Raw genomic sequence first — 22,520 nt, forward strand, 5'->3', positions numbered from 1 at the left:
GCATCCAAACCTTGCTTCGAGGCCACAAATATGCTTTATTTATTTTCCAGTGGGCTGACTTTGACAGTGGACAAAATTACTATTTATCTATAAATGAGTAAATTTAAAATATTGCACAACTATGTCCGCATTATAAAGACATACATTGCTTGATTAGTCTGAATATGTTTAGACTACAAACAAGAAGCACTTATTTTTGTGCATTTTTTCTGTATTTGCTCATTTATAGTATTTATAATAAAAATATGAAATCTAAAATAAATATTGCATATTTTAGAAATATGTGATATAAAGGAATTAATTACAAAATTTGACATTATTATAACAGGTTGAAGGAGCAGAGACAATGGTAGCAGAAGTTTTTAGCGCAATGATACAGGGAATCGAAGGACAGATTGTAAAGATACAGGTAGATATTAGTAATGGGCTTCCAAATTTTAATATGATTGGATACTTGTCTAATGAAGTGAAGGAGTCAAAAGAGCGGGTACGTACTGCTTTGAATAATATCGGTGTTTTGTTGCCGCCGAAGAGGATTTCTGTGAATTTTGCTCCGGCAGATTTTCGAAAATGTGGGACTTCTTTTGATATTGGGGTTGCGGCAGCGATTTTGCTTGCAATGGATTTTGTCCCGGAAACTTATATAAAAGATACACTTTTTGTTGGTGAGCTATCGTTAAATGGGCAGATTTGTCCGATTTCTGGTGTTTTACCGATTGTCGTTGCTGCATCTAAAAGAGGAATAAAGAGATGTATTGTGGCACAGGAGAACGTGGCAGAGGCTGCTTTTGTAGAGCAGATGGAGGTAGTTGGATGTAGGAATTTAGAAGAACTTTTTTTCTATCTAAAACATGGGTATATTATAAATGATGACTCAGGAGAAATATTAGAGAATTCAGGGAATATATCAGAAGATTCAGGAAAGGAATGTACGATACAAGATGTCAAAAAATCACAGGAGATATCGGAAAGTACACGAAGTTTAAATTTACTTGTAAAAGATATTTTAGAAAATGCAGACGAAGACAAAATATCTGTTACGGATTTTTCTGAAGTAAAAGGACAGGTTATGGCTAAAAGAGCAATGGAGATTGCGGCGGCAGGATATCATAATTTAATGTTGGGTGGTCCGCCGGGAGTGGGAAAGTCTATGTTAGCATCCTGTATTTCTGGAATTATGCCACAGATGACAACAGAAGAGATGATAGATACTACGATTATATACAGTGCAAAAGGCTTGTTAAAAGACAGTTTTTCATTGATTACGAAACGACCCTTCCGTAATCCCTCTCTTGCGGTTACACAGGCAGGAATGTTTGGAGGAGGAATGACTCCGCAGCCGGGAGAGATTTCTCTTGCACATCATGGAATTCTTTTTTTAGATGAGTTTCCAGAATATAAAAGAGAAATTATAGAAATGCTTCGAGTTCCTTTGGAAAAACATGAGATTTCTATTGTAAGAAAGGAACAAACCCTGACATTTCCGGCAGACTTTTTGCTGTCTGTTTGTGCGAACTCCTGCCCATGCGGATATTATCCAATGGATAAATGCCGCTGTACCTATCGTCAGATTGTAAAGTACCAGAATAGAATAAGTGGCCCGATTCTTGACCGAATTGATTTGTTTGTTCGTTGTGAGGAGATAGGATACGAAGCGCTGACTTCGAACTCTAAAGAAGAAAGTTCTGCGGATATTCGGAAAAGGGTAAGCAAAGCATGGGAGATACAAAAAGAACGTTTTGCACAAAGTACTACATTGTTTAATGGCAGAATGAATAAGAATGAGGTGGAAATCTATTGCAAACTAGATGAAGAAGGACAGCAGCTTATGAAAGAAGCTTTTTCTGTTTTCCAGCTTACAGGGCGTTCTTATTTTAAGATTTTAAAAGTGGCAAGAACCATCGCAGATTTAGAAGGTAGTTACGATATAAAAAGCCGTCATGTAGAGGAAGCACTATATTTTAGACAAAAGGGAGAAGGGAGGGTTAAGGTGAGATGACGAACAATGATTTTTACTGGTATTGGTTTACGAATATTGCAGGAATTGGTGTAAAGACACAGAAAAAACTTCTAGAACACTTTGGACATCCATCTACAATATATAATGCTCCGGAAAGTGAGATAAAAGGAATTCTTACGACTGGGCAATGTAAAGAGGTTATAGCGTCGAAAAATCAGAAAAAAATAGAAGCTTCTATACGAAAATTAGAAAAACGAGAAATTTATTTTTTTCACAGGGAGTCACAGGAATATCCAGAAAGACTTGCACAGTTATATGAACCGCCAAATTTGCTATATTATATAGGAAGACTTCCGAATTTTTCAAAGCCAATTCTTGCAATTGTCGGTGCGAGAAGGGCAACTATATATGGAAGAAAAATGGCGAGAGAATTTGCAAAAAGACTAGCAGAATGTGGCATTCAGATTGTGAGTGGCATGGCGGCCGGAGTGGATGCTGCGGGGCATAAGGGAGCGTTAGATGCGAATGGATATACGCTTGGGGTTCTTGGAGGCGGGATTGATACGATTTATCCAGTAGAGAATTTTAATTTATATCAACAGGTGTATCAGATGGGCGGAGTTCTTTCGGAATACAATATGGGTATTTCTCCTCAAAAAGGATTGTTTCCTATGAGAAATCGGATTATCAGCGGGCTTTCCGATGGGATTTTTGTCACGGAGGCGGGGGCGAGAAGTGGTTCATTAATTACTGCTGATCAAGGACTGGAACAAGGAAAAGATATTTTTGCACTTCCGGGAAGAATTACGGATTGTATGAGCAGAGGATGTAATGATTTAATCAGTCAGGGAGCTGTCCTGGTTCGTTCTCCAGAAGACATTATGGATATAATTATAAAAGAGGGGAAAACAGGAAATAAAAAGAAAAATATGGATGTAAACAGAGAAAAATTTTTCAAAGAACAAAAATTTTTTTGTGAAAATAAAAAAGAAGAAAAAGTATATTCGCTCTTAGATGAAATTCATCCCATGACTTTTGAAAATCTTTTGGAAAATAGCGGTTTTTCTGCCTTTGAATTGCAACATATCCTGATGAAATTTGAACTAAAAAACATAATTTATCAGATAGAACAAAATGTCTATTTAAGAAAAGTGTGAAATTTTCTGCTTGCGTGGCAAAACGAAATAGTGTATGATGTATAATTGTTTTATGAAAGAGTACATTTATTGTTTTTGATTTCGAGTATTGTCTTATTGATATTTAACATAATTTCCTTATAGAATCTTTTCTTTATGCGAATTATAAATGTTAATTAAGACAGTTCAGCAGAGTGTATTTGAAAAAATTATTCCATAAATGTAACGCATATCTTGCTAATGGTATTTTTTCAAATATGTGATAGTGATAAAATACAATAAATTGCAATATAATATTTAAAAGTTAGGAGTGTTTTGGGGAATGTCAGCAAACTTAGTTATTGTTGAATCGCCGGCCAAGGCTAAAACAATTCAGAAATTTCTGGGAAAGTCATATAAGGTTATTGCCTCAAACGGCCATGTAAGAGATTTGCCAAAAAGTACACTGGGGATAGACGTTGAGAATGATTTTGAACCAAAGTATATCACAATTCGAGGAAAGGGAGATATTTTAGCTCAGCTTCGTAAAGAAGTAAAGAAAGCAGATAAAGTATATCTTGCAACTGACCCTGACCGAGAAGGAGAGGCTATTTCATGGCATCTGTATTATGCATTAAAACTTGAGAACAAGAAGTGCAGTCGCATTACCTTTAATGAGATTACAAAGGATGCCGTAAAGAAATCCATTAAAAATTCCCGTGATATTGATATGAATCTTGTGGATGCACAGCAGGCGAGAAGGGTATTAGATCGAATTGTAGGATATAAGATTAGTCCGATTCTCTGGTCAAAGATTAAAAGAGGGCTTTCAGCAGGCCGTGTACAGTCTGTTGCGCTTCGTATCATCTGTGACAGAGAAAAGGAAATTGATGAATACATTTCACAGGAATATTGGAGCCTTATCGCAAACATTTTAGTGCCAGGAGCGAAAAAAACTCTGGAGGCTCATTTTGCTGGAGATAAAAATGGTAAGATTGAACTTCATTCACAAAAAGAAGTAGATGCTCTGGTAGAGAAATTACAAAAAGAGAAGTTTGAGGTATTGTCAGTAAAGAATGGAGAGAGAAGAAAGAAGCCGCCACTGCCATTTACAACAAGTACTTTACAGCAGGAAGCATCGAAGCGTCTGAATATGTCTACACAAAAGACAATGCGTCTTGCACAGGAACTTTATGAGGGAGTTACATTAAAAGGAAAGGGAAGTGTTGGTCTTATCACTTATCTTCGAACAGACTCTACACGTATTTCAGAAGAAGCAGATGCAAGTTGTCGAGAGTATATCGCACAGCAGTATGGAGAACAGTTTGTTGGAGATAAAACGGCAGTAAAGTCATCAAAAACAGGAAAGATTCAGGACGCACATGAAGCAATCCGTCCAACTGACAGCAGTCTTTCACCAGCAATGCTTAAAGAACAGCTTCCAAGAGATTTGTTCCGTTTGTATCAGTTGATCTGGACGAGATTTTTAGCAAGCCGGATGGCAGAAGCAGTATATGAGACAACATCTGTTAAAATTGGAGCTGGAGATTACCGTTTTAATGTTGCAGCATCTAAAGTCAAGTTTGATGGATTTATGACGGTATATAGCTATGATAGTGAAAAATCAACAATGAATGCCGCAATGAAAAAAATTACGAAGGATACAGAGATTACGTTATCTGGATTAGATCCTCAGCAGCATTTTACACAGCCGCCAGCACATTTTACAGAAGCTTCTCTTGTAAAAACCTTAGAAGAATTAGGAATAGGTCGTCCAAGCACCTATGCGCCAACAATTACTACTCTTTTAGCAAGAAGATATATTGTAAAAGAAAGTAAGAATCTTTATATTACAGAGTTGGGAGAGGCTGTAAACGATATGATGGAGGATGGCTTCCCTACCATTGTTGATGTGAATTTTACTGCGAATATGGAATCTCTTTTAGATGGAGTGGAAGAGGGAAAAGTAAAGTGGAAAACAATTGTCGAAAACTTCTATCCAGATATGATGCAGGCTGTTGAAAAGGCAGAAAAGGAATTAGAAGAAGTAAAAATTGAAGACGAGGTTTCCGAAGAAGTCTGCGAGGAATGTGGACGAAATATGGTAGTAAAATATGGACCACACGGAAAGTTCCTTGCTTGTCCAGGTTTCCCTGACTGTCGAAACACAAAGCCATATTACGAAAAGATTGGTGTAAGTTGTCCAAAGTGCGGCAAAGATGTTGTTCTTAAAAAGACAAAAAAAGGTAGAAAATACTACGGCTGCATCGATAATCCGGAATGTGATTTTATGAGCTGGCAGAAGCCTTCCAATATTCGCTGTAAACAATGCGGGGGATATATGGTGGAAAAGGGTAAGAAGCTTGTATGTGCAGATAAGGAATGCGGCTTCGTAATGGACAAAGAAGAAGTTAAATAGGAATTTGCCGGGGTGAAGCAGACAGACGAACCCCAGAGAGAATAACCCCTATATCTGTGACTAAAGTCACAAATATAGGGGTTAGACTCTCTTCGGGGCGTCTTTTTGCCTGCGGCAAATTCCTATTTTGTTTTCCTAAATTATTGGAATTGTACGAAATTATAAATTAATTTAAAAAAGTGGTAAAAATATTAGATAATACCGTTGTGGTTGCCAGGAAGATATGTTAAAATGATAAAAGGTGAAGAATTGTCTGTTAATTTTAACAATTGAGATGGAGGTATTTATGAGTGTTCAATTGCTTGATAAAACAAGAAAAATAAATAAATTGTTGCACAATAATAATTCACACAAGGTAGTATTTAATGATATCTGCGAGGTGTTAAGTAATATTCTTTTATCGAATGTTCTGGTAATCAGTCGTAAAGGTAAGGTGCTTGGTATTAAGAACCGCCAGGATATCGAAGTGATTGATGAATTAATCAATAATGAGGTGGGCGGTTACATTGACTCACTTCTTAATGAGCGTTTATTAGGTGTTCTTTCCACAAAAGAGAATGTAAATCTCGAGACACTGGGCTTTGAACATACAGAGATTGACCGTTATCAGGCAATTATTACTCCAATTGATATTGCAGGAGAAAGACTTGGTACGGTATTTATGTACAGAAAGGAACACCATTACGAAATTGATGATATTATTCTTGTAGAGTATGGAACAACCGTTGTTGGTCTTGAAATGATGCGTTCTGTTAATGAGGAGAATGCAGAAGAGACAAGAAAAGTTTCCATTGTAAAGTCTGCGATTTCCACCTTATCTTTCTCAGAATTAGAAGCAATTCAGCATATTTTTGATGAATTAGATGGCTCGGAGGGAATTCTTGTAGCCAGCAAGATAGCAGACAGAGTGGGGATTACCCGTTCTGTTATTGTGAACGCACTTCGGAAGTTTGAGAGCGCCGGAGTTATTGAATCTCGTTCTTCCGGTATGAAGGGAACTTATATTAAAGTGCTGAATGATGTAGTTTTTGATGAATTAAAGAAAATGAAACACTAATGTACTGTCCTGCTGACATTTCATTAATAAGACAGCACACTAAAACGTGTTCCAACAAATATTCTCATAAGATAACAGAGAATATGAATTTGTAATAAAGCAGAACAATACTTCAAAAGATTGACAGGGCTATCTCTGCTGCCTGAAGGTAGTTGGCATTTGCCCGCGATATACGAAAGGATTTATTTATGAAGTCGGATAACTATAAAATAACACAATATTCAGTCAGTAGTATCCTTAACTATGTCGAGAATTCCCAGATTGCCATTCCTGAAATACAAAGACCATTTGTATGGAAGGGAGAGGAAGTCAGAGCATTGATCGACTCTTTATATGAAGGATACCCGATTGGATATTTAATTGTATGGCAGAATTCTCAGGTACGTGTCCGTGGATTTGGAAAGGGCGGTACAAAAAAGATTCTGATTGACGGACAACAGAGAGTCACTGCTTTAATGGCAGCGCTTCTTGGAAAAGAAGTGTTAGATGAACAGTATCAGTCTTGCAGAATCCGTATTGCATTTAACCCGTTAGCGCAAACAGGTGATGAGCGTTTTGCAGTCTGTGATGAAAAGCATGAACAGGATAGCAAATGGATTCCAGACATTTCTATCTTTTTTAGAAGAGATTTTTCTTTTAGACAGTTTGAAAAAGAATATAAAGAGGCGAATCCAGGAGAAGATTTCACACCTTTGGAAGAATCCGTGGATACATTAAAAGAAATTGTAAAACATCAGGTAGGTGTCATCGAACTTTCTTTCCTTTTAGATATTGATGTTGTTTCAGAGATTTTTATTCGTATTAATTTACAGGGAAAACCACTGAATCAGGAAGACTTTGTTATGTCTAAGATTTCTGTCAATGAAGAGTATGGCGGGGACTACATAAGAAATTGTATTGATTATTTCTGTCATTTACTTAGAGAGCCATCCTTTTATCAGGTATTACAGCAAAATGAAACAGACTTTTTTAATTCTGAGTATGGACAGGCTGTTGCATGGTGCCAGAATGGGGAAAAGAATCTTTATATTCCGTCTTATGCAGATGTGTTAAAAGTTGTACTCATTTCCTATTTTGGAAAGGTACGAATTGGAGATTTAGTTTATCTTTTATCCGGAAGAACCGGAGAGAAAAAGGGACTTACCAAAAAAGAAATATCTAAGAAGCTTTCAGAAGAATCTTTTGAAAAACTTGGTGCTGGTGTAAGGGCTTTTGTCTGTGAGAAGAATTTTAAAGGATTCCAAAAGGCATTAAAGAAAGCGGGATATTGTTGTAGCCGTCTGCTGTATTCACAGTCTGTTTTAAATTACTGCTACGCAATGTACCTTCTTATGGATCGACAGGGAATCGGTGAAGAAGAAAAGGAATCTCTTTTAGCAAGATGGATGACGATGGTGATGCTTACCGGACACTACCAAAGTGGTGGAGAGGGAACTGTACTTAAAGACTATGCTAATGCTACAGAAGAAGGTTTTGCTTCTTATTTAGCACAGATAGAAGAATTAAAGCTTACAGAAGAATTCTATGACAGTATTCTTCCAGATAAGTTTGCTTCCACAACAGCACGTACTGCACCATTCCTTGTTTATGTTGCAACACAGTGCGCAAGAGGAGTCCATTCTCTTTTCAGTGATGTAACAATAGAAGAACTTTATAAAAATAAAACAGAGTCCTATCAGATTCTCCCGAAAACCTATCTTGCCAAATGTGGATATAAAACAAGAGAAATCTACGGACAGGTTGCAAACCTTACTTACATTTCAAAAGAGACAAAGGATATCGTAAAAAGAAAAGCACCAGCTGATTATAGAGAAAAATTAGAAGAGATAATCGGAAGAGAGTCAATTACAGCTTCCTTACAGGAAAATGGTCTTACGGAAGAGATATTTACTGCCGGAGAAAAAGATGTTACCAAAATTTTAGCAGACCGTCGGAAACAGATGGCATTGGAGATTAAGGAGTTTTACAAAACACTTTAATAATATAAAACTTCACAAATGATTTGTAGAATAAAATACTATTAATAATTTACGGAAGGAAGTAGATCATACTATTTATACAATATAACACAACCGTGGGACCCACGGGGATAGCTCGCTTATGCTTAGCACAGTAGTGTTATCGGACGAGAACCGAACTTGCGAGGTGGGGGAGGATGTCATAATTGAAATAAATAGTAATTTAAGAGAAAACAAATTATTTAAGCGATTATTTGAAATTTTTCTTGCAATATAACATAAAGCATGATATAATTCGTTCGGTAAATTAAGTTATAAAAAACACGTTGCCGGATTCTGTCGGTCGAAGTGCCTGAACAAAGGTGGCTGAGGAATGAGAAAGCAGCGGAAGAACAAACAAAAAGGAGATTTGACATGAGTGTAATTTCAATGAAACAGTTACTCGAAGCAGGTGTTCATTTTGGACATCAGACAAGAAGATGGAACCCTAAAATGGCTCCTTACATCTACACAGAGCGTAATGGTATCTACATTATCGACTTACAGAAATCTGTAGGTAAGGTTGACGAAGCTTACAACGCAATCAGAGACTGTGTTGCTAACGGAGGAAAGATTCTTTTCGTTGGTACTAAGAAACAGGCTCAGGATTCTATCAAGAACGAAGCTGAGAGATGTGGAATGTACTATGTAAACCAGAGATGGTTAGGTGGTATGCTCACAAACTTCAAGACTATTCAGAGCCGTATTGCCCAGTTAAAGAAGATTGAAGCTATGGAAGCAGACGGAACATTTGATGTACTTCCTAAGAAAGAAGTAATTAACCTCAAGAAACAGCAGGAAAAATTAGAGAAGAACTTAGGCGGTATTAAAGAGATGCAGGATATCCCTGACATGATCTTTGTTGTAGACCCTAGAAAAGAAAGAATCTGTATTCAGGAAGCAGAAACTCTTGGTATTCCTTTAGTTGGTATCTGTGATACGAACTGTGACCCAGAAGAATTAGATTACGTTATCCCAGGTAACGATGATGCCATTCGTGCAGTTAAATTAATCGTTTCCAAGATGGCTGACGCTGTAATCGAAGGAAATCAGGGACAGGATGCAGAAGTAGCAGAGGAAGAAGCTGCTGAAGAAGCAGAAGCTTAATTCTGTTTGCAATAATCGCCTCAGCCTGCACTTGGTACAGGCCGGGGCATTTTTGTGTAAAATCTATATGAAACACATAAAAGAGATGAATTTGGAGGAATCGAAATGGCTATTACAGCAAAACAGGTAAAAGAGTTACGTGAGATGACAGGTGCCGGAATGATGGATTGTAAGAAAGCTCTTACAGCTACAGAAGGCGATTTTGATAAAGCAATTGAATTCTTAAGAGAAAAAGGTCTTGCAACTGCTGAAAAGAAAGCTGGACGTGTTGCTGCAGAAGGTCTTGTAAAAGTTATCGTATCTGATGATAAGAAGAAAGCTGTTGCAGTAGAAGTTAACGCTGAGACAGACTTCGTTGCAAAGAACGAAAAATTCCAGGCTTACGTTGCACAGGTTGCAGAGCAGGCTATGGAAACAGAAGCAGCAGATATCGATGCTTTCTTAGCTGAAACATGGAAATTTGATGAGACTAAGACTGTAAACGAAGCATTAGCAGGACAGATTGCTATCATCGGTGAAAACATGAACATCCGTAGATTCCAGCAGGTAAAAGAAGATGCAGGTTTCGTAGCTTCTTATACACATATGGGTGGAAAGATTGGTGTTTTAGTAGACGTTGCAACAGACGTTGTTAACGCTGACATCGAAGAGATGGCTAAAAACGTATGTATGCAGGTTGCAGCTTTAAATCCTAAGTATACAGACCGTTCTGAAGTTGATCAGGATTATCTTGCAAAAGAAGAAGAAATCCTTACAGCAGCAGCTAAGAATGAAAAACCAGATGCTAATGATAAGATTATCACAGGTATGGTTAAAGGACGTCTTAACAAAGAATTAAAAGAAATCTGCTTAATGGATCAGGTATATGTAAAAGCTGAAGACGGAAAACAGTCCGTATCCAAATATGTTGAGGAAGTAGCTAAGGCTAACAATGCTAAAATTGCTATCAAAGGTTTCGTTCGTATGGAAACTGGAGAAGGAATCGAGAAGAAAGAAGAGGACTTCGCAGCTGAGGTGGCAGCTCAGATGGCTGGCAAATAATTCCTTGAATTATTAATGCTGTAAATTAAAATAGAATTTATAAAAGGCTCCGAAACCTTCATAAACACTTTATTTTCTAGTGATTATGAGGTTTTCGGAGCCTTTTTCTATGGAAAAAAGGAAATGGCGAAAGTATCGCCAGGAACCGTTAAAAACCGTCTAAAATCACTTCAAATTGAGTATTACTCAAGTCATAGATTGAGTAAAATGAGTATTCACAGTTTGAATTCAGTGAATGAAATAAAGGAAAGAGAGAATGAAATCTGCGTAGTTTCACAAATTTATGTGGATGATGAGTTAATTGCTTATTATCCATATGTTCTGGTGAGAAAATATATTAAAAAGATGAACTTAGCAAAAAATTTCTTCCCTAGAATAGCAGAAGCAATTTCTGAACAGTTAACAGCATGTTATTTTCAAAAATTTAAAGGTGGAGATTGGCTATTTGGCGATAAATTTGCACAAATGCTTATAGCAAACTGTGTTTCATCTAATTTACATAATGGAATAAAATTTGCACATTTAATTGAAAAAATAGAACAATTATCCGTTTCGACGTTTGAAGGAGAATATTTTTCAACTGGAGTGATTGTATCAAGTAATTTTGCTAAACATTTCCAAGGAGGAAAATATGCGGCATATCATTTTAAGGGTTTTCCTCAGTTTCTTTTCATGGTATATCAGGAGATATTTTGCAGATGGCTTTCAAAAACTGGAAATCAATTAGATGAAAGACGGCCGATTTTTGATATTTATCGTCTGGTGGGAGAAAATGGATATATGGAAATAGATATCTGCTTTCCGTTGAAATAAAATACAAGAAACTCCACGTTGCCACCAGTATTTTTATGGAAATTTGCACTCAAAATTCAGTACGGAAAAAGCTATTACAGCACAAATTCAGAAGTATGGAAGTACGTACATCTCTATTAGATAGAGTATGGCAACAGCAAGTTGCTTTTCGGAATATGGATTTGGTTATATGATATGGTTATGGAGGTGACCACTATGAAAACAAAAAATATTATTTTGAAACTTCGCACGGAAAGAGGAATGTCACAAGACGAGCTGGCAGATAAAATCATGGTAACAAGGCAGGCAGTATCACGTTGGGAAAATGGTGCTATGCAGATGGAACATATACATATAACGATATGGACGAATTGATTGATGTGTGTGTAAAGAATATGGTAAATGAAAACTTTACCGAAAAACAGGCAGGATCTTATTTGAAAGAAATGCTTCCAAAGTTAGATTACTGGAAAAGATATGATGAACTTAGTGACAATGGGCAGTTTGAAGAGTTTAAAAAGCAATTGATAAACGAAATAAATGATCTGCATATAGATGGACTTCCAAGGGTAGACAAATTAAATGCACTTGTGGGAAAATATGTGAATCTTGAATATCAACTGCCGAACGGACAAAAAGTGAAATTCCTTGATGATCAGAAAACCTATCTGGGGAATCAACTGGAGTCTGAATTCAGAGCAGAAAGATGCTTTGGCATTCTGGCAAATATGGATTTTATTCTGGTATGTACATATGAGAAGAATGGTGAAAATCCAGAGTTATTGATTTATAAAAAGAGATAATATAAGCAAAAAGAAAAGTCTTGACAAATAAACGACCGTTTACTATTATTGAGATGTAAACGGTCGTTTATTTATTTTGGAGGAAATGTGCATGGGTAATAGGAAAGAGGAAATATTAATTGTGGCACTGCATTTGTTCGCCAGAGATGGTTACGAGGCTGTCTCCGTCAGCCAGATAGCAGGAGAACTTGATATGACAAAAGGGGCATTGTACCGTCATTACAAAAGCAAAAGAGATATTTTTGACTGTATTGTGCAGCGTATGGAGCAGCAGGACAGCGAACAGGCCAGGCAGAATGAAGTACCGGAAGAAAGTATTGAGAATGTGCCGGAAGAATATCAGAATGTATCAGTAGAAGATTTTGTAGGATACAGCAAATCAATGTTTGAGTATTGGACAGAGGATGATTTTGCATCATCGTTTCGTAAAATGCTTACGCTTGAACAATTTAGAAATGAAGAGATGCAGAATTTATATCAGCAATATCTGGTATCCGGACCGGCAGAATACGTGAAGGATCTGTTCAAAAATATGGAAATAAAAAATCCAGAAGAGGAAGCAGTTAAATTTTATGCAAATATGTTTTTCTATTATAGTGTATATGATGGAGCAACAGATAAGACGAAAGCAAAATGTCAGTTTGAATATATGCTGGACAAAATTGTAGAAGAAATGAAACAGTAAAATAAGAGCCAGACGATTAAGACGCAGAGCCGTTAATTCTGATATTGAAAAACCAGGATTATCGGTTTTTATTTTTAAGAAAGGACATAAAAGAAATGGAAAAAAGTAATATTATGATTCGTTTAGAGAAAAAGGAAGAACATCAGAAAGTAGAAAATCTGGTAAGAGAAAGTTTTTGGAATGTGTATCGTCCAGGATGCCTTGAGCATTATGTATTGCATCAGCTCAGAAATGATCTGGCATTTGTTCCGGAACTGGATTTTGTGATGTTTCTTAATGAAAATGGCAAAGAGGACAAGCTGATCGGTCAGAATATGTTTATGAGAACGGCTATTAAATCGGATGATGGAAGAAATATTCCAATTATGACTATGGGACCGATTTGTATTACTCCAGAATTAAAACGACAAGGGTATGGAAAAGCCTTACTGGATTATTCATTGGATAAGGCAGCGAAACTTGGCTGTGGTGCAGTCTGCTTTGAGGGAAACATTGATTTTTATGGAAAAAGTGGATTCAGACCGGCAAGCGAATTTAACATTCGTTATCATGGACTGGAAGAAGGGCAGGATGCATCTTTCTTTCTGTGCAAAGAGCTGATTCCTGGATATTTAAACGGTATTACTGGAGAGTATGCGACACCAGCGGGATATTTTGTAGATGAAAAGAAAGCCGAAGAATTTGATAAGATGTTTCCTTATAAAGAGAAGAAAAAACTGCCAGGTCAGTTATTCTAACCCGTACTTGAATTATGCAGATCAAAAGTATCCAGCCGATGGCTGCTAAAATTCTGGCAGAGGAAACAGGAAAAATGATCATTGCGACGAAACAGTTATTCTATGCAATGGAAGTACACAAATTACTTCATTTTCAAAATGCAGATATGAGTGCAGTAAGTTTTGCAATGACAGTTCATGGACTTATGGATTATGAACTGGACCTTCGAAGTGGAGAATGTAAAACAGAGAATCAGGAAAGAAACAATCTTGACGAATATCTGCAATGGTTTTGTAGGGAGAATGCAACAAAATGAAGAAAAAGAATTTTATAAATTATTGCAGACTGCTTGGAGTTGCAGCATTTATTTCTTATGGTTTTGTGGAGATCAAACCATTAAAAGTAGGGGGCAGAATAAGTATAGAAGCCAATTGTTGCATGGAATGCAGAATGGTGGCATTCCGATATTGATAGCAGAGTAAGTATGGATTGATAGATCAGGTTATCGAGAAACGATGATGAAGTTAAATATTTTCTTTTGTGTTAAAAGAATAAGTGTTGACAAGTGACCGATAGGTAACTATAATAAAAGTAACCAAAAGGTAACTTGCTAATAACATCAATTTAGGAGAGAAATATGGAAAGCAAAGAAAAGAACACAAAGGAAAAAATACTGGAAGAAGCATTAAAATTGTTTGCACAAAGTGGCTATATGGGAACGTCTATGAATGAGATCGCTTCAAGATTAGGAGTTACCAAGGCTGCATTGTATAAACACTATTCCAGTAAACAGGAAATATTGGACAGCATTGTAGAAAGAATGAACCAGATGGATGTCAAAAGGGCAAAGGAATATGAAATGCCGGATGGCGATATGGAGGATGTGATCGCAGGATATAAAAACATTGCTTTGGAAAAGATCAGACAGTTTACAAAAGTACAGTTTCTGCACTGGACGGAAGAAGAATTTTCCTGTTGTTTCCGAAAAATGCTGACATTAGAACAGTACAGAGATCCTAAAATGGCTAAACTCTATCAGAATTATCTTGCGGAAGGTCCACTTCGGTACATGGAAGCTGTTTTTTCTGGAATTGTAGAAAGCGGTGAAGATGCAAAGCAACTTGCAATGGATTTCTACGGACCTATTTTTCTTTTATACAGCATTTATGATGGAGCAGAGAATAAACAGGAAGTAGTGAAACAAGTAGAGGAGCATGTAGAGAAAATTGCCAAAATATTCCAAAAAATATCGACTTAAGGTGAAAAAAATGAACAAGGACGAGATGGAGTATCAGAAATGGGTATATTGTCCGGTATGCGGAAATAAAACAAGAGTGAGATTGCGAAAAGACACCGTGCTTTTACATTTTCCACTATTTTGCCCAAAATGTAAAAAGGAGAGTCTAATTGACGCAGAGGGTTTTACAGTCAGGCTGATCGGATGCAAAAGTATGTAAAAGAAGCTGCCAGTGGCAAGTCCTGTAGATGAAAAATGAATATGGAAAAGTCAGACGCTTAGACGCAGTACGGATGCAAAATCGTATTGTGTCTTTTTTACCTTAGGAAAGATTCCTGTATTTACATTGCAGGGAAATTTCAGTGTAGAAAGACTTCATGGGATGTACAAAATGATGATGAACATTATGGTAAAAACAGCAGGAAAAGCACTGGAGAAGAAAACAGATCGAACTCCGGAAGAGGAGGATATGCTGGATATGATGTTGCATGGTGGTGAACGTGTCAAGATACAGAACCTGCAGGGCGTGATTAGTTGGTACAACGGTAAAAGATGATCGGAGGTAAGTTATGAAACTTTATTTTGGAAATATGGTAACTACAGTAACGACTATTATGATAATTGCTCTAGTTGGATTTATTGGATATTCTGTATGGAATCGTAACACGATCAGTTATTGGGGATGTAGAAATTTATTTTTGCTGATGTATGGTCTTGTCATTTGTTGCTTTGCAGCGGCCAGGGATGGATTGGATAAGACCATTCAGGCGGCAGTTGATGGAAGTTGTATACCAGGAATATTTCCGCTGATAAGTATTCCTACTATTGTTGGCTGTATTGGAGCTGCAATGATTATTGTTGCAGCAGTAGCAACACCAATCGCAAAATCACAACGAATGCGGGAAATATGGTTTTATGTGATGTCCAGTGGAGTAATGCTGAAAGTCGTGGTTATGGAGCTTGCAAGAATTATACAGTTCATCTAGAGCCTTTTTCAAACACGCTCTAGGAGATTATTATGAAAGTGGTAATATCTAAATGTGAGAAAGTGGAACGAAGAGTCTTGGCTGTTGAAGAACAGGAAATATTTCTAGGGTATCTGGCCAGAACAAAAAGAGAATCGGTAAAGTGGGTGGATTACGATGGGAAAATATTGAAATGTGTCATTGTCATTTTTGATGCTTGTAATTCGTTGGATTGTATGTTACTATATACAATATAAATATTGGAATGTATTCCAAAGTGAGAATGGAAAGGAGAAAAGACAATGAAGAAAAAATTATTAGCTATTTTATTTATGGTTTGTTTTATTTTTGTTTTTGCCCCTAAGACGGTACATGCATACTCCTATTACTGGTATGTAAATCCGATAGATACTTTGTATTCGGACATTGCTGAGAAGAAAAACTTCTATCTTGCCGGCAAGGAGAGTAAGTATGCTTACTATTGTCATAATATGGATGAAATTGCGATCCGTGACGGATCAAATCCTACCAGGGGAATGCTTTATGATGAGTTTAAAATTATAAGTAAAGGAATGGGTTCCATAGTGTTGCGTATGGACGAAAAAATGTCAGAGCGAAATAGAAAAAATATTAAGGAATATGGTTTAAAATTTCAAAAAAAGAAGGGTACGGATACGCATTACTATATTTACATTATAAAGCAGGATGTCAAATATTATTTGAACATTGATCGTAATGTAAATAAATTGGGGTTTTCTAAAAACAGTAAAACAGAATGGATCGTAAACCCGGTGCCAAGAAGTAATTATTTATTTCGAATTGTTGATAATAAAACGGGAGACCTTTTCCTGAATGTAGATGCGAATGGACTTCAAGTTACAACGAATAGCCAGCCGCTATATCTTTATCATGCAGAGGACCTTGCGGAAAATACATATACAATACATGATAAAGAAGTCGAGTATAAACATTCAGATAAGCTTCCACAGCCTAAATATAAGGAATACAAAACTTTCTATTCATACACAAAGAAACCTTTATCGCAGTTGCAGAAACAATGGGGATATATTTACAGACAGATACTGGATATGATACCTGATGGGGACTATACAAGTTATAAGGTGGGCGAAAATCCGGGATTTGATTATGACCCGCCGAATGAGAATAAAGAAGTATATGCAAATTACTATAATAAGGCCAATATTAAGTTAAAATGGAATATTAAGCCGACGGATAAAGACATAATAACTTATAATCAAAGAGATTATAATGGAGCTACAAAGCAGATCACAGGTCAGGATATAGAATTTGATGTGCCAGAAGGTGGTTGGATTTCGTTAGAATTTCCTAGCGTATATGATAGTGGAAAGTTTTATAAAGTTACATCTGTAAAAGAGAATGGTACAGAGTTGAAAGTTACAAGGATGGACGGTGTGGAAAAAGAAAATGAACGAGGACCATTTCCGGATTCTTTTTATTTTGACACTGTAAATAAAGATGCGACCTATGAAATTACAATCGAAGCATCCTATCCGGAAGTAAAGGATTTTTCCTATAATCTTTATGTGAAACGAGGAGATTTTGACAGCTACAGTAATGAAGGAACGATTACCAATCTTACGGATAGTAAAGTACAGCTTCTTACAACAACAAAAGAACTTGACGGTGGAGTGTTAAGGGATCCCTTTATTATTATTCTATATGGTTATAGAGATTATGAAAAACAGCACAGCATTAGCTACAAGTATGAGTATTACATGGTGAAAGATGGAAAAGCTACTCGCTTGGATCTTACGGGAGACAGCGTTTCGGTTGATTTAAAGGATATTTTTGCAAATATAAAAGATGAAAAACAAGTGAAGGTTTATGCAGTAGTAACGAAGACCCGAAAAGAAGATGGAGCATTTAAAACCTTTAAAACAGAAGATGTAACCATTACGTGCAAATACGAGGGTGGAGACTTTAGTATTGACGTAGCAAATGCAGATACGATACATCCAATGCAGAGTAACCGAATTGTCGTTTTAATGAAAAAAACAAATGAAAATAACGAAGCAGCAAGTTGTGAAATTAAGAGAGAAGGCGATGAGAATTATACTAAGATAGAGAAATTGGGAGTAGGTTTTCCTTATGTTATTACGCAGAATGGAACGTATACGATTCGATTAACGGATAAGTTTGGAAAGTCAGCCACAAAAACATTAGAATATAATAATATTAAAGAGGATATGACTCTACCGAAAATTAGTGGAGTTGAAGATGGAAAGATCTATTGTCTTACTCGAACAATCACTGTGACCGATGAGCATTTAAGAGATGTAAAAGTGAATGGAAACCGCATTGAATTAGATGAAAATAATCAATATGTACTTTCAGGAAGCGGTAAACAGGTTATAACCGCTACTGACGATTATGATAATGTTACAGAGATTACAGTAACCATCAATGATCACCATATCGGAGGGAAAGCAACTTGTAAAGCAAAAGCGATTTGTGATATTTGCAAAATGGAATATGGGGAATTAGATTCTGCTAATCATGTGGAAAAGGTAAAATGGATCATAACACCAACAACACATGAACAGAGATATGGCTGTTGTAACGCTGTTGCCGTAAAAAAGGCAGCACATCAGTGGAAAGCTGGTAAATGTACAAAATGCGGTACGAGAATTTTGGTTGGAAAACCAGGTATTACAGCAAAATCCAGCAATGGAACTACGATAATTCGTTGGAAGAAAGTAACAAATGCATCGGGATATAAGGTATATCGTGCGAAAAATAAAAAAGGAAAATACGAATTGTTGAAGACAACAGCAGCTCTTAGTTATTCGGATTCTTCAATAGCAGGTGGTCAAAACTATTATTATAAAGTGGTAGCTTATTATAAAAATGGATCAACAATGATCAATGGAAAAGCCAGTGATGTTGTATTACAAGTAGGCACATTAAAGAAAGTGTCTTTAAGAGTGAAAAATAAAAAGAAATCAACGGCAAGTTTATCCTGGAAAAAAGCAGATGGAGCTAAAAAATATCAAATTTATAGAGCAACCGGAAAAAAGGGTAAATATAGTAAAATTACAACAACGAAAAAACTTACCTATGAAGATACTTCACTTAGTAAGAATAAAACTTATTATTACAAAGTAAGAGCTTATTATGTAAAAGCTGGTAAAAACATTTATGGAAGTTATTCAAATGTAAAATCTGTGAAAATCACCAAATAAAAAGTTTCCAGCCATTAACCTTGCAATTCAAAGAAAAATGTAATATATTAAAATACATATTGAAATAGTTAGAAGGGTGAAAAATGGCTAGTAGATACGAAAAAGAAGACTCCAAAAGAAGAATTTTATCTGCTTGTGTGCAGTTGTTCCTTGAAAAGGGATATCAAAAGACAACCACAGTTGAAATTTTAAAAAAAGCCGACGTAACACCGAGTACGTTTTATAATATTTATCATACGAAAGGGAGTATTTTGACCGAACTTACAGAATTTATGTTTGGCAATCAATTTAATATTTCAGGTAAGATTGTAGGAGAAGAGACAAATCCGGTATTATTATATGCAGTAGAAACTTGCCTTCAGCTCACACTTGCAGAATTAAATGAAAATTTAAGAGAAATTTATGTAGAAGCGTATACTGTACCTGAAAATATAGAACTTATTCATAAAAAAACAGCAGTACAATTGCAAAAGATTTTTGCTCCGTATTTACCAGGTTATAGTGCAAGTGATTTTTATGAAATGGAGATTGGTACCGCTGCGTTTATGAGAGGTTATATGGCAAGACCTTGTGATATGTATTTTACATTAGAACGTAAGCTGGCACGCTTTCTTTCAATGAGTTTATCTGTGTTTAAAGTGCCACAAGAAGAACAAGAAGCTATTTTGTCTTATATAGAGAACTTAAATATTCGTGAAATTGCAAATAAGGTAATGCAGCAGCTTTTTGTAACATTAGAGATGAAATATGAGTTTACTTTAACAAATTAAGAAAAAGCGAAAGGGAGTTTTTCTCTTTCGCTTTTTTAATAGAAAGAGTGGAGTATGTAAGAGGGAAAAAATCAAGAAAGTCTAAGCGTTGAACATTTCTCTTAAAAAGAATACAATAAGGACAGTAATGAGAAAAGGAAAGAAAAGACAGAATGAAAAGGAAGATGAGAAATATGAAATGTAGAACCCCAAAGCTTTTAGTAAGCTTTTTTATTTTGGCAATAATCCTGATTATTGCAGTTCCATCTACGGGATTTGCTGCGAAAACAACAGTCTCTACTGTAAAGGCTAAGAACGGTAAGAAACAGAGTAAGAATGTAACAGTTAAGTATAGAAAGCAGATGAATCGTATATTGGAGGCAACACAACTTTATTATAGTATTCGTTTAAATTACAGCATGCAATCCGGAGAGACAAAAAAGATAAAGCTTACATCGCTTGAAAAGCAGAATGTTGCGGCAGGAAGACAGGTATTAGAAGGCCAGAGTCGTATTACCAATTTTGCATTCAGTCAGCGTGTAAAAGAACTTTTTGGTGCGAATGCACGAATTGCTTCTCTATCTTTTAAAACATATCCAGAAACACCTAAGGAATTAGTAGTACGTTGTAACTCGAATTATGTGAAACTTGCTGTTGGAGAGTGGGGAGAAGATTATCCGGTTTACAAATTAAAATCGGTAACAAAACAAGGGAAAAAGTGGAAGGCTGTTTTTAAGGTGAATATGTACGATGCATATGCAGATCAGACGCAGCCACTTGGAAAGGTAACTCTTACTTTAAAGAAAAATAAGAAGTCCTCCTATGGATTTAATATCACAGGAATCACATTAAGAAGAAGTAAATAGCAGTAGCGGTTGATTAGCAGGGAAAGTTGTTCAATTTTTATAAAATTCGATGGCTTTTTCCTGCTTTTTTGTGATATAATACCATTGTTAAAGTATAATCAATGCATAACTTACGATTGAACACAAGAGGGGAGACGGAATATGGGATTATTTAGTTTTGAGAGTAAACAAGTGAAAGAGTGGAAGAAACTTGCGAAATCTGGCGATATGGAGGCACAATATCATTTGGCAAGGGCATATGCAAATGGAAAAGGTGCAAGTATAAATATGAAAAGGGCAGTTGATTACTGTGTACAGTCTGCAGAACAGGAATATGCGCCGGCACAGGCACTCTTGGCACATTTTTATGGTTATGGAAAAGGTGTAGACAAGAATTATGAAGAGATGATTCACTGGGGAGAGAAAGCAGCTTTGCAGGGATACGCACAGGCACAGTATAATGTGGGTCGATGTTATGAACAGGGAAAGGGCAAGGAAAAGGATTTTGAAAAGGCAATGCATTGGTATATGTTAGCGGCACAGCAGGGAAGACCAGATGCAGCATATAAGTTGGGGCAATTTTATGAGCATGGACTTGGAGTAGAAGAAGACATTGAGAAAGCAGAAGAATGGTATAAAAAAGCTGCAGAAGAAGATACAGGGGATGACGCAGAGATTGGAAATACGAACATAGATATAGAAGAAAAAATGAAAAAAGATCTGGAAACTTTGACAAGTGCCCAGATAGAAAAAATGCAGGATTTAGATAATAAGAATATAGATAATAATAGAAAATATCGTTGCATTTCGGAGATGAAAGTAGGTGAAGCTATTTATCTACATGAAGAAGAATTATTAGAAAGTCCATTTGTACTTATAAAAGCAGAAAATCATGAGACCGAACTTGGCTGGGGAAAAGCAAAGGCTATCTGTAATACGGCAACCCTTGTGAGTCTCACTACCGGTAAGAAGAGGACAGCGATTCTTTACTGCAATAACGGAAGCATGCGTAAAGAAGCATTAAAGAGTATACAATCTCAGGTAGACGATGAATATAATCATGAAGCAGTAGCTTGGAATGAACCGCATTCAAGAATTCCTGTTGTGTTGAAAAATGTGCAATATACTCATAAACATAACGATATGTATGTTATGACTGATAGGAAAACAAACGAAGAATATGAGATGGTTCCACAAAGTTGGGCAGTACCAATTCTTGATAAGTTAGAATATAATACAATTGTGACAATTATATATTATGAAGGAAAGTGGGATTTTGTAAGCAAAAAAGAAACGGTAGATATTGGAAAGTATAAATTTAATATTCGTTAATAGGCATTTGAGTTAAAGATGGCCCTCTATAATTTCTTATTTAGTTCAGTTCTATTATGGATTAAACGAAAATGTATGTTATAATTTGTGGTATATTTTGCCTGAATACAGAGGTGTAGCAGGCTATGTCAACTGTATTTAGGCAAATTCAAGAATACCCTGGCATTCTTGCTGCGAGATGAGCAGATTACAGGAACGATTTTCCAAACACACTTTAGAGGTGAATCTGTAAATAAGAATTATAGAGAGCTATCTTTTTGGAAAAATTTAAGGAATATTCTATGCTATTTTTGTAAATTGATATTATTTATGTTTAAATGTTGATAAAAAAATAACAATTCAATAAGCCGGATATGCAGCGTGAATGATAAAAATACAGAAAAAATACAATATCTAGTGCTTGTTGATAAAATAAAAAAATCTTCAAAAAATGCTTGACGCAACTCTACTGTTATGATAATATAATATGCGTTGT

22 protein-coding genes are annotated in these 22,520 nt (G+C 36.1%); all 22 read left to right on the forward strand.

Features of this window, described 5'->3' with window-relative positions:
- The first annotated feature begins 346 nt into the window (after positions 1–346).
- Positions 347–1,999, forward strand: coding sequence for a YifB family Mg chelatase-like AAA ATPase (locus EUBHAL_RS06485; RefSeq protein WP_005346790.1), 1,653 nt, complete (start codon positions 347–349; stop codon positions 1,997–1,999).
- Positions 1,996–3,117: a DNA-processing protein DprA gene (dprA, locus tag EUBHAL_RS06490; RefSeq protein WP_005346797.1), complete on the forward strand. Its 1,122-nt coding sequence runs from the start codon at positions 1,996–1,998 to the stop codon at positions 3,115–3,117. The genes EUBHAL_RS06485 and dprA overlap by 4 nt, the downstream gene beginning before the upstream one ends.
- A 301-nt stretch (positions 3,118–3,418) precedes the next feature.
- Positions 3,419–5,494 (forward strand): type I DNA topoisomerase, encoded by a 2,076-nt coding sequence (gene topA, locus EUBHAL_RS06495; protein WP_005346800.1) that lies wholly within the window; start codon positions 3,419–3,421, stop codon positions 5,492–5,494.
- Between the two features lie 286 nt (positions 5,495–5,780).
- On the forward strand, positions 5,781–6,551 hold the full coding sequence (gene codY, locus EUBHAL_RS06500; protein WP_044922305.1) for a GTP-sensing pleiotropic transcriptional regulator CodY: 771 nt from the start codon (positions 5,781–5,783) through the stop codon (positions 6,549–6,551).
- A gap of 188 nt (positions 6,552–6,739) precedes the next feature.
- Complete coding sequence (locus EUBHAL_RS06505) at positions 6,740–8,530, forward strand: GmrSD restriction endonuclease domain-containing protein (protein ID WP_005346806.1); 1,791 nt, start codon at positions 6,740–6,742, stop codon at positions 8,528–8,530.
- 393 nt (positions 8,531–8,923) lie between these two features.
- Positions 8,924–9,655, forward strand: a complete 732-nt coding sequence (gene rpsB, locus EUBHAL_RS06510; RefSeq protein ID WP_021907933.1) for a 30S ribosomal protein S2 — start codon at positions 8,924–8,926, stop codon at positions 9,653–9,655.
- Positions 9,656–9,760: 105 nt separating this feature from the next.
- A complete protein-coding gene (tsf, locus tag EUBHAL_RS06515; RefSeq protein WP_005346810.1) occupies positions 9,761–10,696 on the forward strand; it encodes a translation elongation factor Ts in 936 nt (311 codons plus the stop codon).
- A gap of 123 nt (positions 10,697–10,819) precedes the next feature.
- Positions 10,820–11,509, forward strand: a complete 690-nt coding sequence (locus EUBHAL_RS06520; RefSeq protein WP_005346814.1) for a GyrI-like domain-containing protein — start codon at positions 10,820–10,822, stop codon at positions 11,507–11,509.
- 195 nt (positions 11,510–11,704) lie between these two features.
- Positions 11,705–11,863, forward strand: coding sequence for a helix-turn-helix transcriptional regulator (locus EUBHAL_RS16345; RefSeq protein ID WP_278183908.1), 159 nt, complete (start codon positions 11,705–11,707; stop codon positions 11,861–11,863).
- A complete protein-coding gene (locus EUBHAL_RS06525; RefSeq protein WP_005346819.1) occupies positions 11,851–12,291 on the forward strand; it encodes a zinc ribbon domain-containing protein in 441 nt (146 codons plus the stop codon). The genes EUBHAL_RS16345 and EUBHAL_RS06525 overlap by 13 nt, the downstream gene beginning before the upstream one ends.
- Positions 12,292–12,382: 91 nt before the next feature.
- Positions 12,383–12,976 (forward strand): TetR/AcrR family transcriptional regulator, encoded by a 594-nt coding sequence (locus EUBHAL_RS06530; RefSeq protein WP_005346822.1) that lies wholly within the window; start codon positions 12,383–12,385, stop codon positions 12,974–12,976.
- Between the two features lie 95 nt (positions 12,977–13,071).
- On the forward strand, positions 13,072–13,713 hold the full coding sequence (locus tag EUBHAL_RS06535; RefSeq protein ID WP_044922311.1) for a GNAT family N-acetyltransferase: 642 nt from the start codon (positions 13,072–13,074) through the stop codon (positions 13,711–13,713).
- Positions 13,714–13,727: 14 nt separating this feature from the next.
- Positions 13,728–14,009, forward strand: coding sequence for a hypothetical protein (locus EUBHAL_RS06540; RefSeq protein WP_005346827.1), 282 nt, complete (start codon positions 13,728–13,730; stop codon positions 14,007–14,009).
- Positions 14,006–14,164: a hypothetical protein gene (locus EUBHAL_RS15900; protein WP_167534393.1), complete on the forward strand. Its 159-nt coding sequence runs from the start codon at positions 14,006–14,008 to the stop codon at positions 14,162–14,164. The genes EUBHAL_RS06540 and EUBHAL_RS15900 overlap by 4 nt, the downstream gene beginning before the upstream one ends.
- A gap of 166 nt (positions 14,165–14,330) precedes the next feature.
- Complete coding sequence (locus EUBHAL_RS06545; RefSeq protein WP_005346833.1) at positions 14,331–14,951, forward strand: TetR/AcrR family transcriptional regulator; 621 nt, start codon at positions 14,331–14,333, stop codon at positions 14,949–14,951.
- Positions 14,952–14,976: 25 nt separating this feature from the next.
- Entirely contained in the window at positions 14,977–15,150 is a 174-nt protein-coding gene (locus EUBHAL_RS15290) for a cysteine-rich KTR domain-containing protein (RefSeq protein WP_081452270.1), read from the forward strand.
- A gap of 171 nt (positions 15,151–15,321) precedes the next feature.
- Positions 15,322–15,486 (forward strand): hypothetical protein, encoded by a 165-nt coding sequence (locus EUBHAL_RS15905; protein WP_156329785.1) that lies wholly within the window; start codon positions 15,322–15,324, stop codon positions 15,484–15,486.
- A 13-nt stretch (positions 15,487–15,499) separates the two neighbouring features.
- Complete coding sequence (locus tag EUBHAL_RS06555; RefSeq protein ID WP_005346842.1) at positions 15,500–15,916, forward strand: hypothetical protein; 417 nt, start codon at positions 15,500–15,502, stop codon at positions 15,914–15,916.
- 281 nt (positions 15,917–16,197) lie between these two features.
- Positions 16,198–19,119, forward strand: a complete 2,922-nt coding sequence (locus tag EUBHAL_RS06565) for a fibronectin type III domain-containing protein (protein WP_005346849.1) — start codon at positions 16,198–16,200, stop codon at positions 19,117–19,119.
- A gap of 83 nt (positions 19,120–19,202) precedes the next feature.
- Positions 19,203–19,889: a TetR/AcrR family transcriptional regulator gene (locus tag EUBHAL_RS06570; RefSeq protein WP_005346852.1), complete on the forward strand. Its 687-nt coding sequence runs from the start codon at positions 19,203–19,205 to the stop codon at positions 19,887–19,889.
- A gap of 173 nt (positions 19,890–20,062) precedes the next feature.
- Positions 20,063–20,734: a hypothetical protein gene (locus tag EUBHAL_RS06575; RefSeq protein WP_022169402.1), complete on the forward strand. Its 672-nt coding sequence runs from the start codon at positions 20,063–20,065 to the stop codon at positions 20,732–20,734.
- A gap of 141 nt (positions 20,735–20,875) precedes the next feature.
- Positions 20,876–22,045 carry a tetratricopeptide repeat protein gene (locus EUBHAL_RS14765; RefSeq protein WP_005346856.1) on the forward strand — a complete coding sequence of 390 codons (1,170 nt, stop codon included), beginning with the start codon at positions 20,876–20,878 and terminating at the stop codon, positions 22,043–22,045.
- Positions 22,046–22,520: the final 475 nt, after the last annotated feature.

The sequence above is a fragment of the Anaerobutyricum hallii DSM 3353 genome (assembly GCF_000173975.1).
In the GTDB taxonomy this organism is placed as follows: Bacteria; Bacillota; Clostridia; order Lachnospirales; family Lachnospiraceae; genus Anaerobutyricum; species Anaerobutyricum hallii.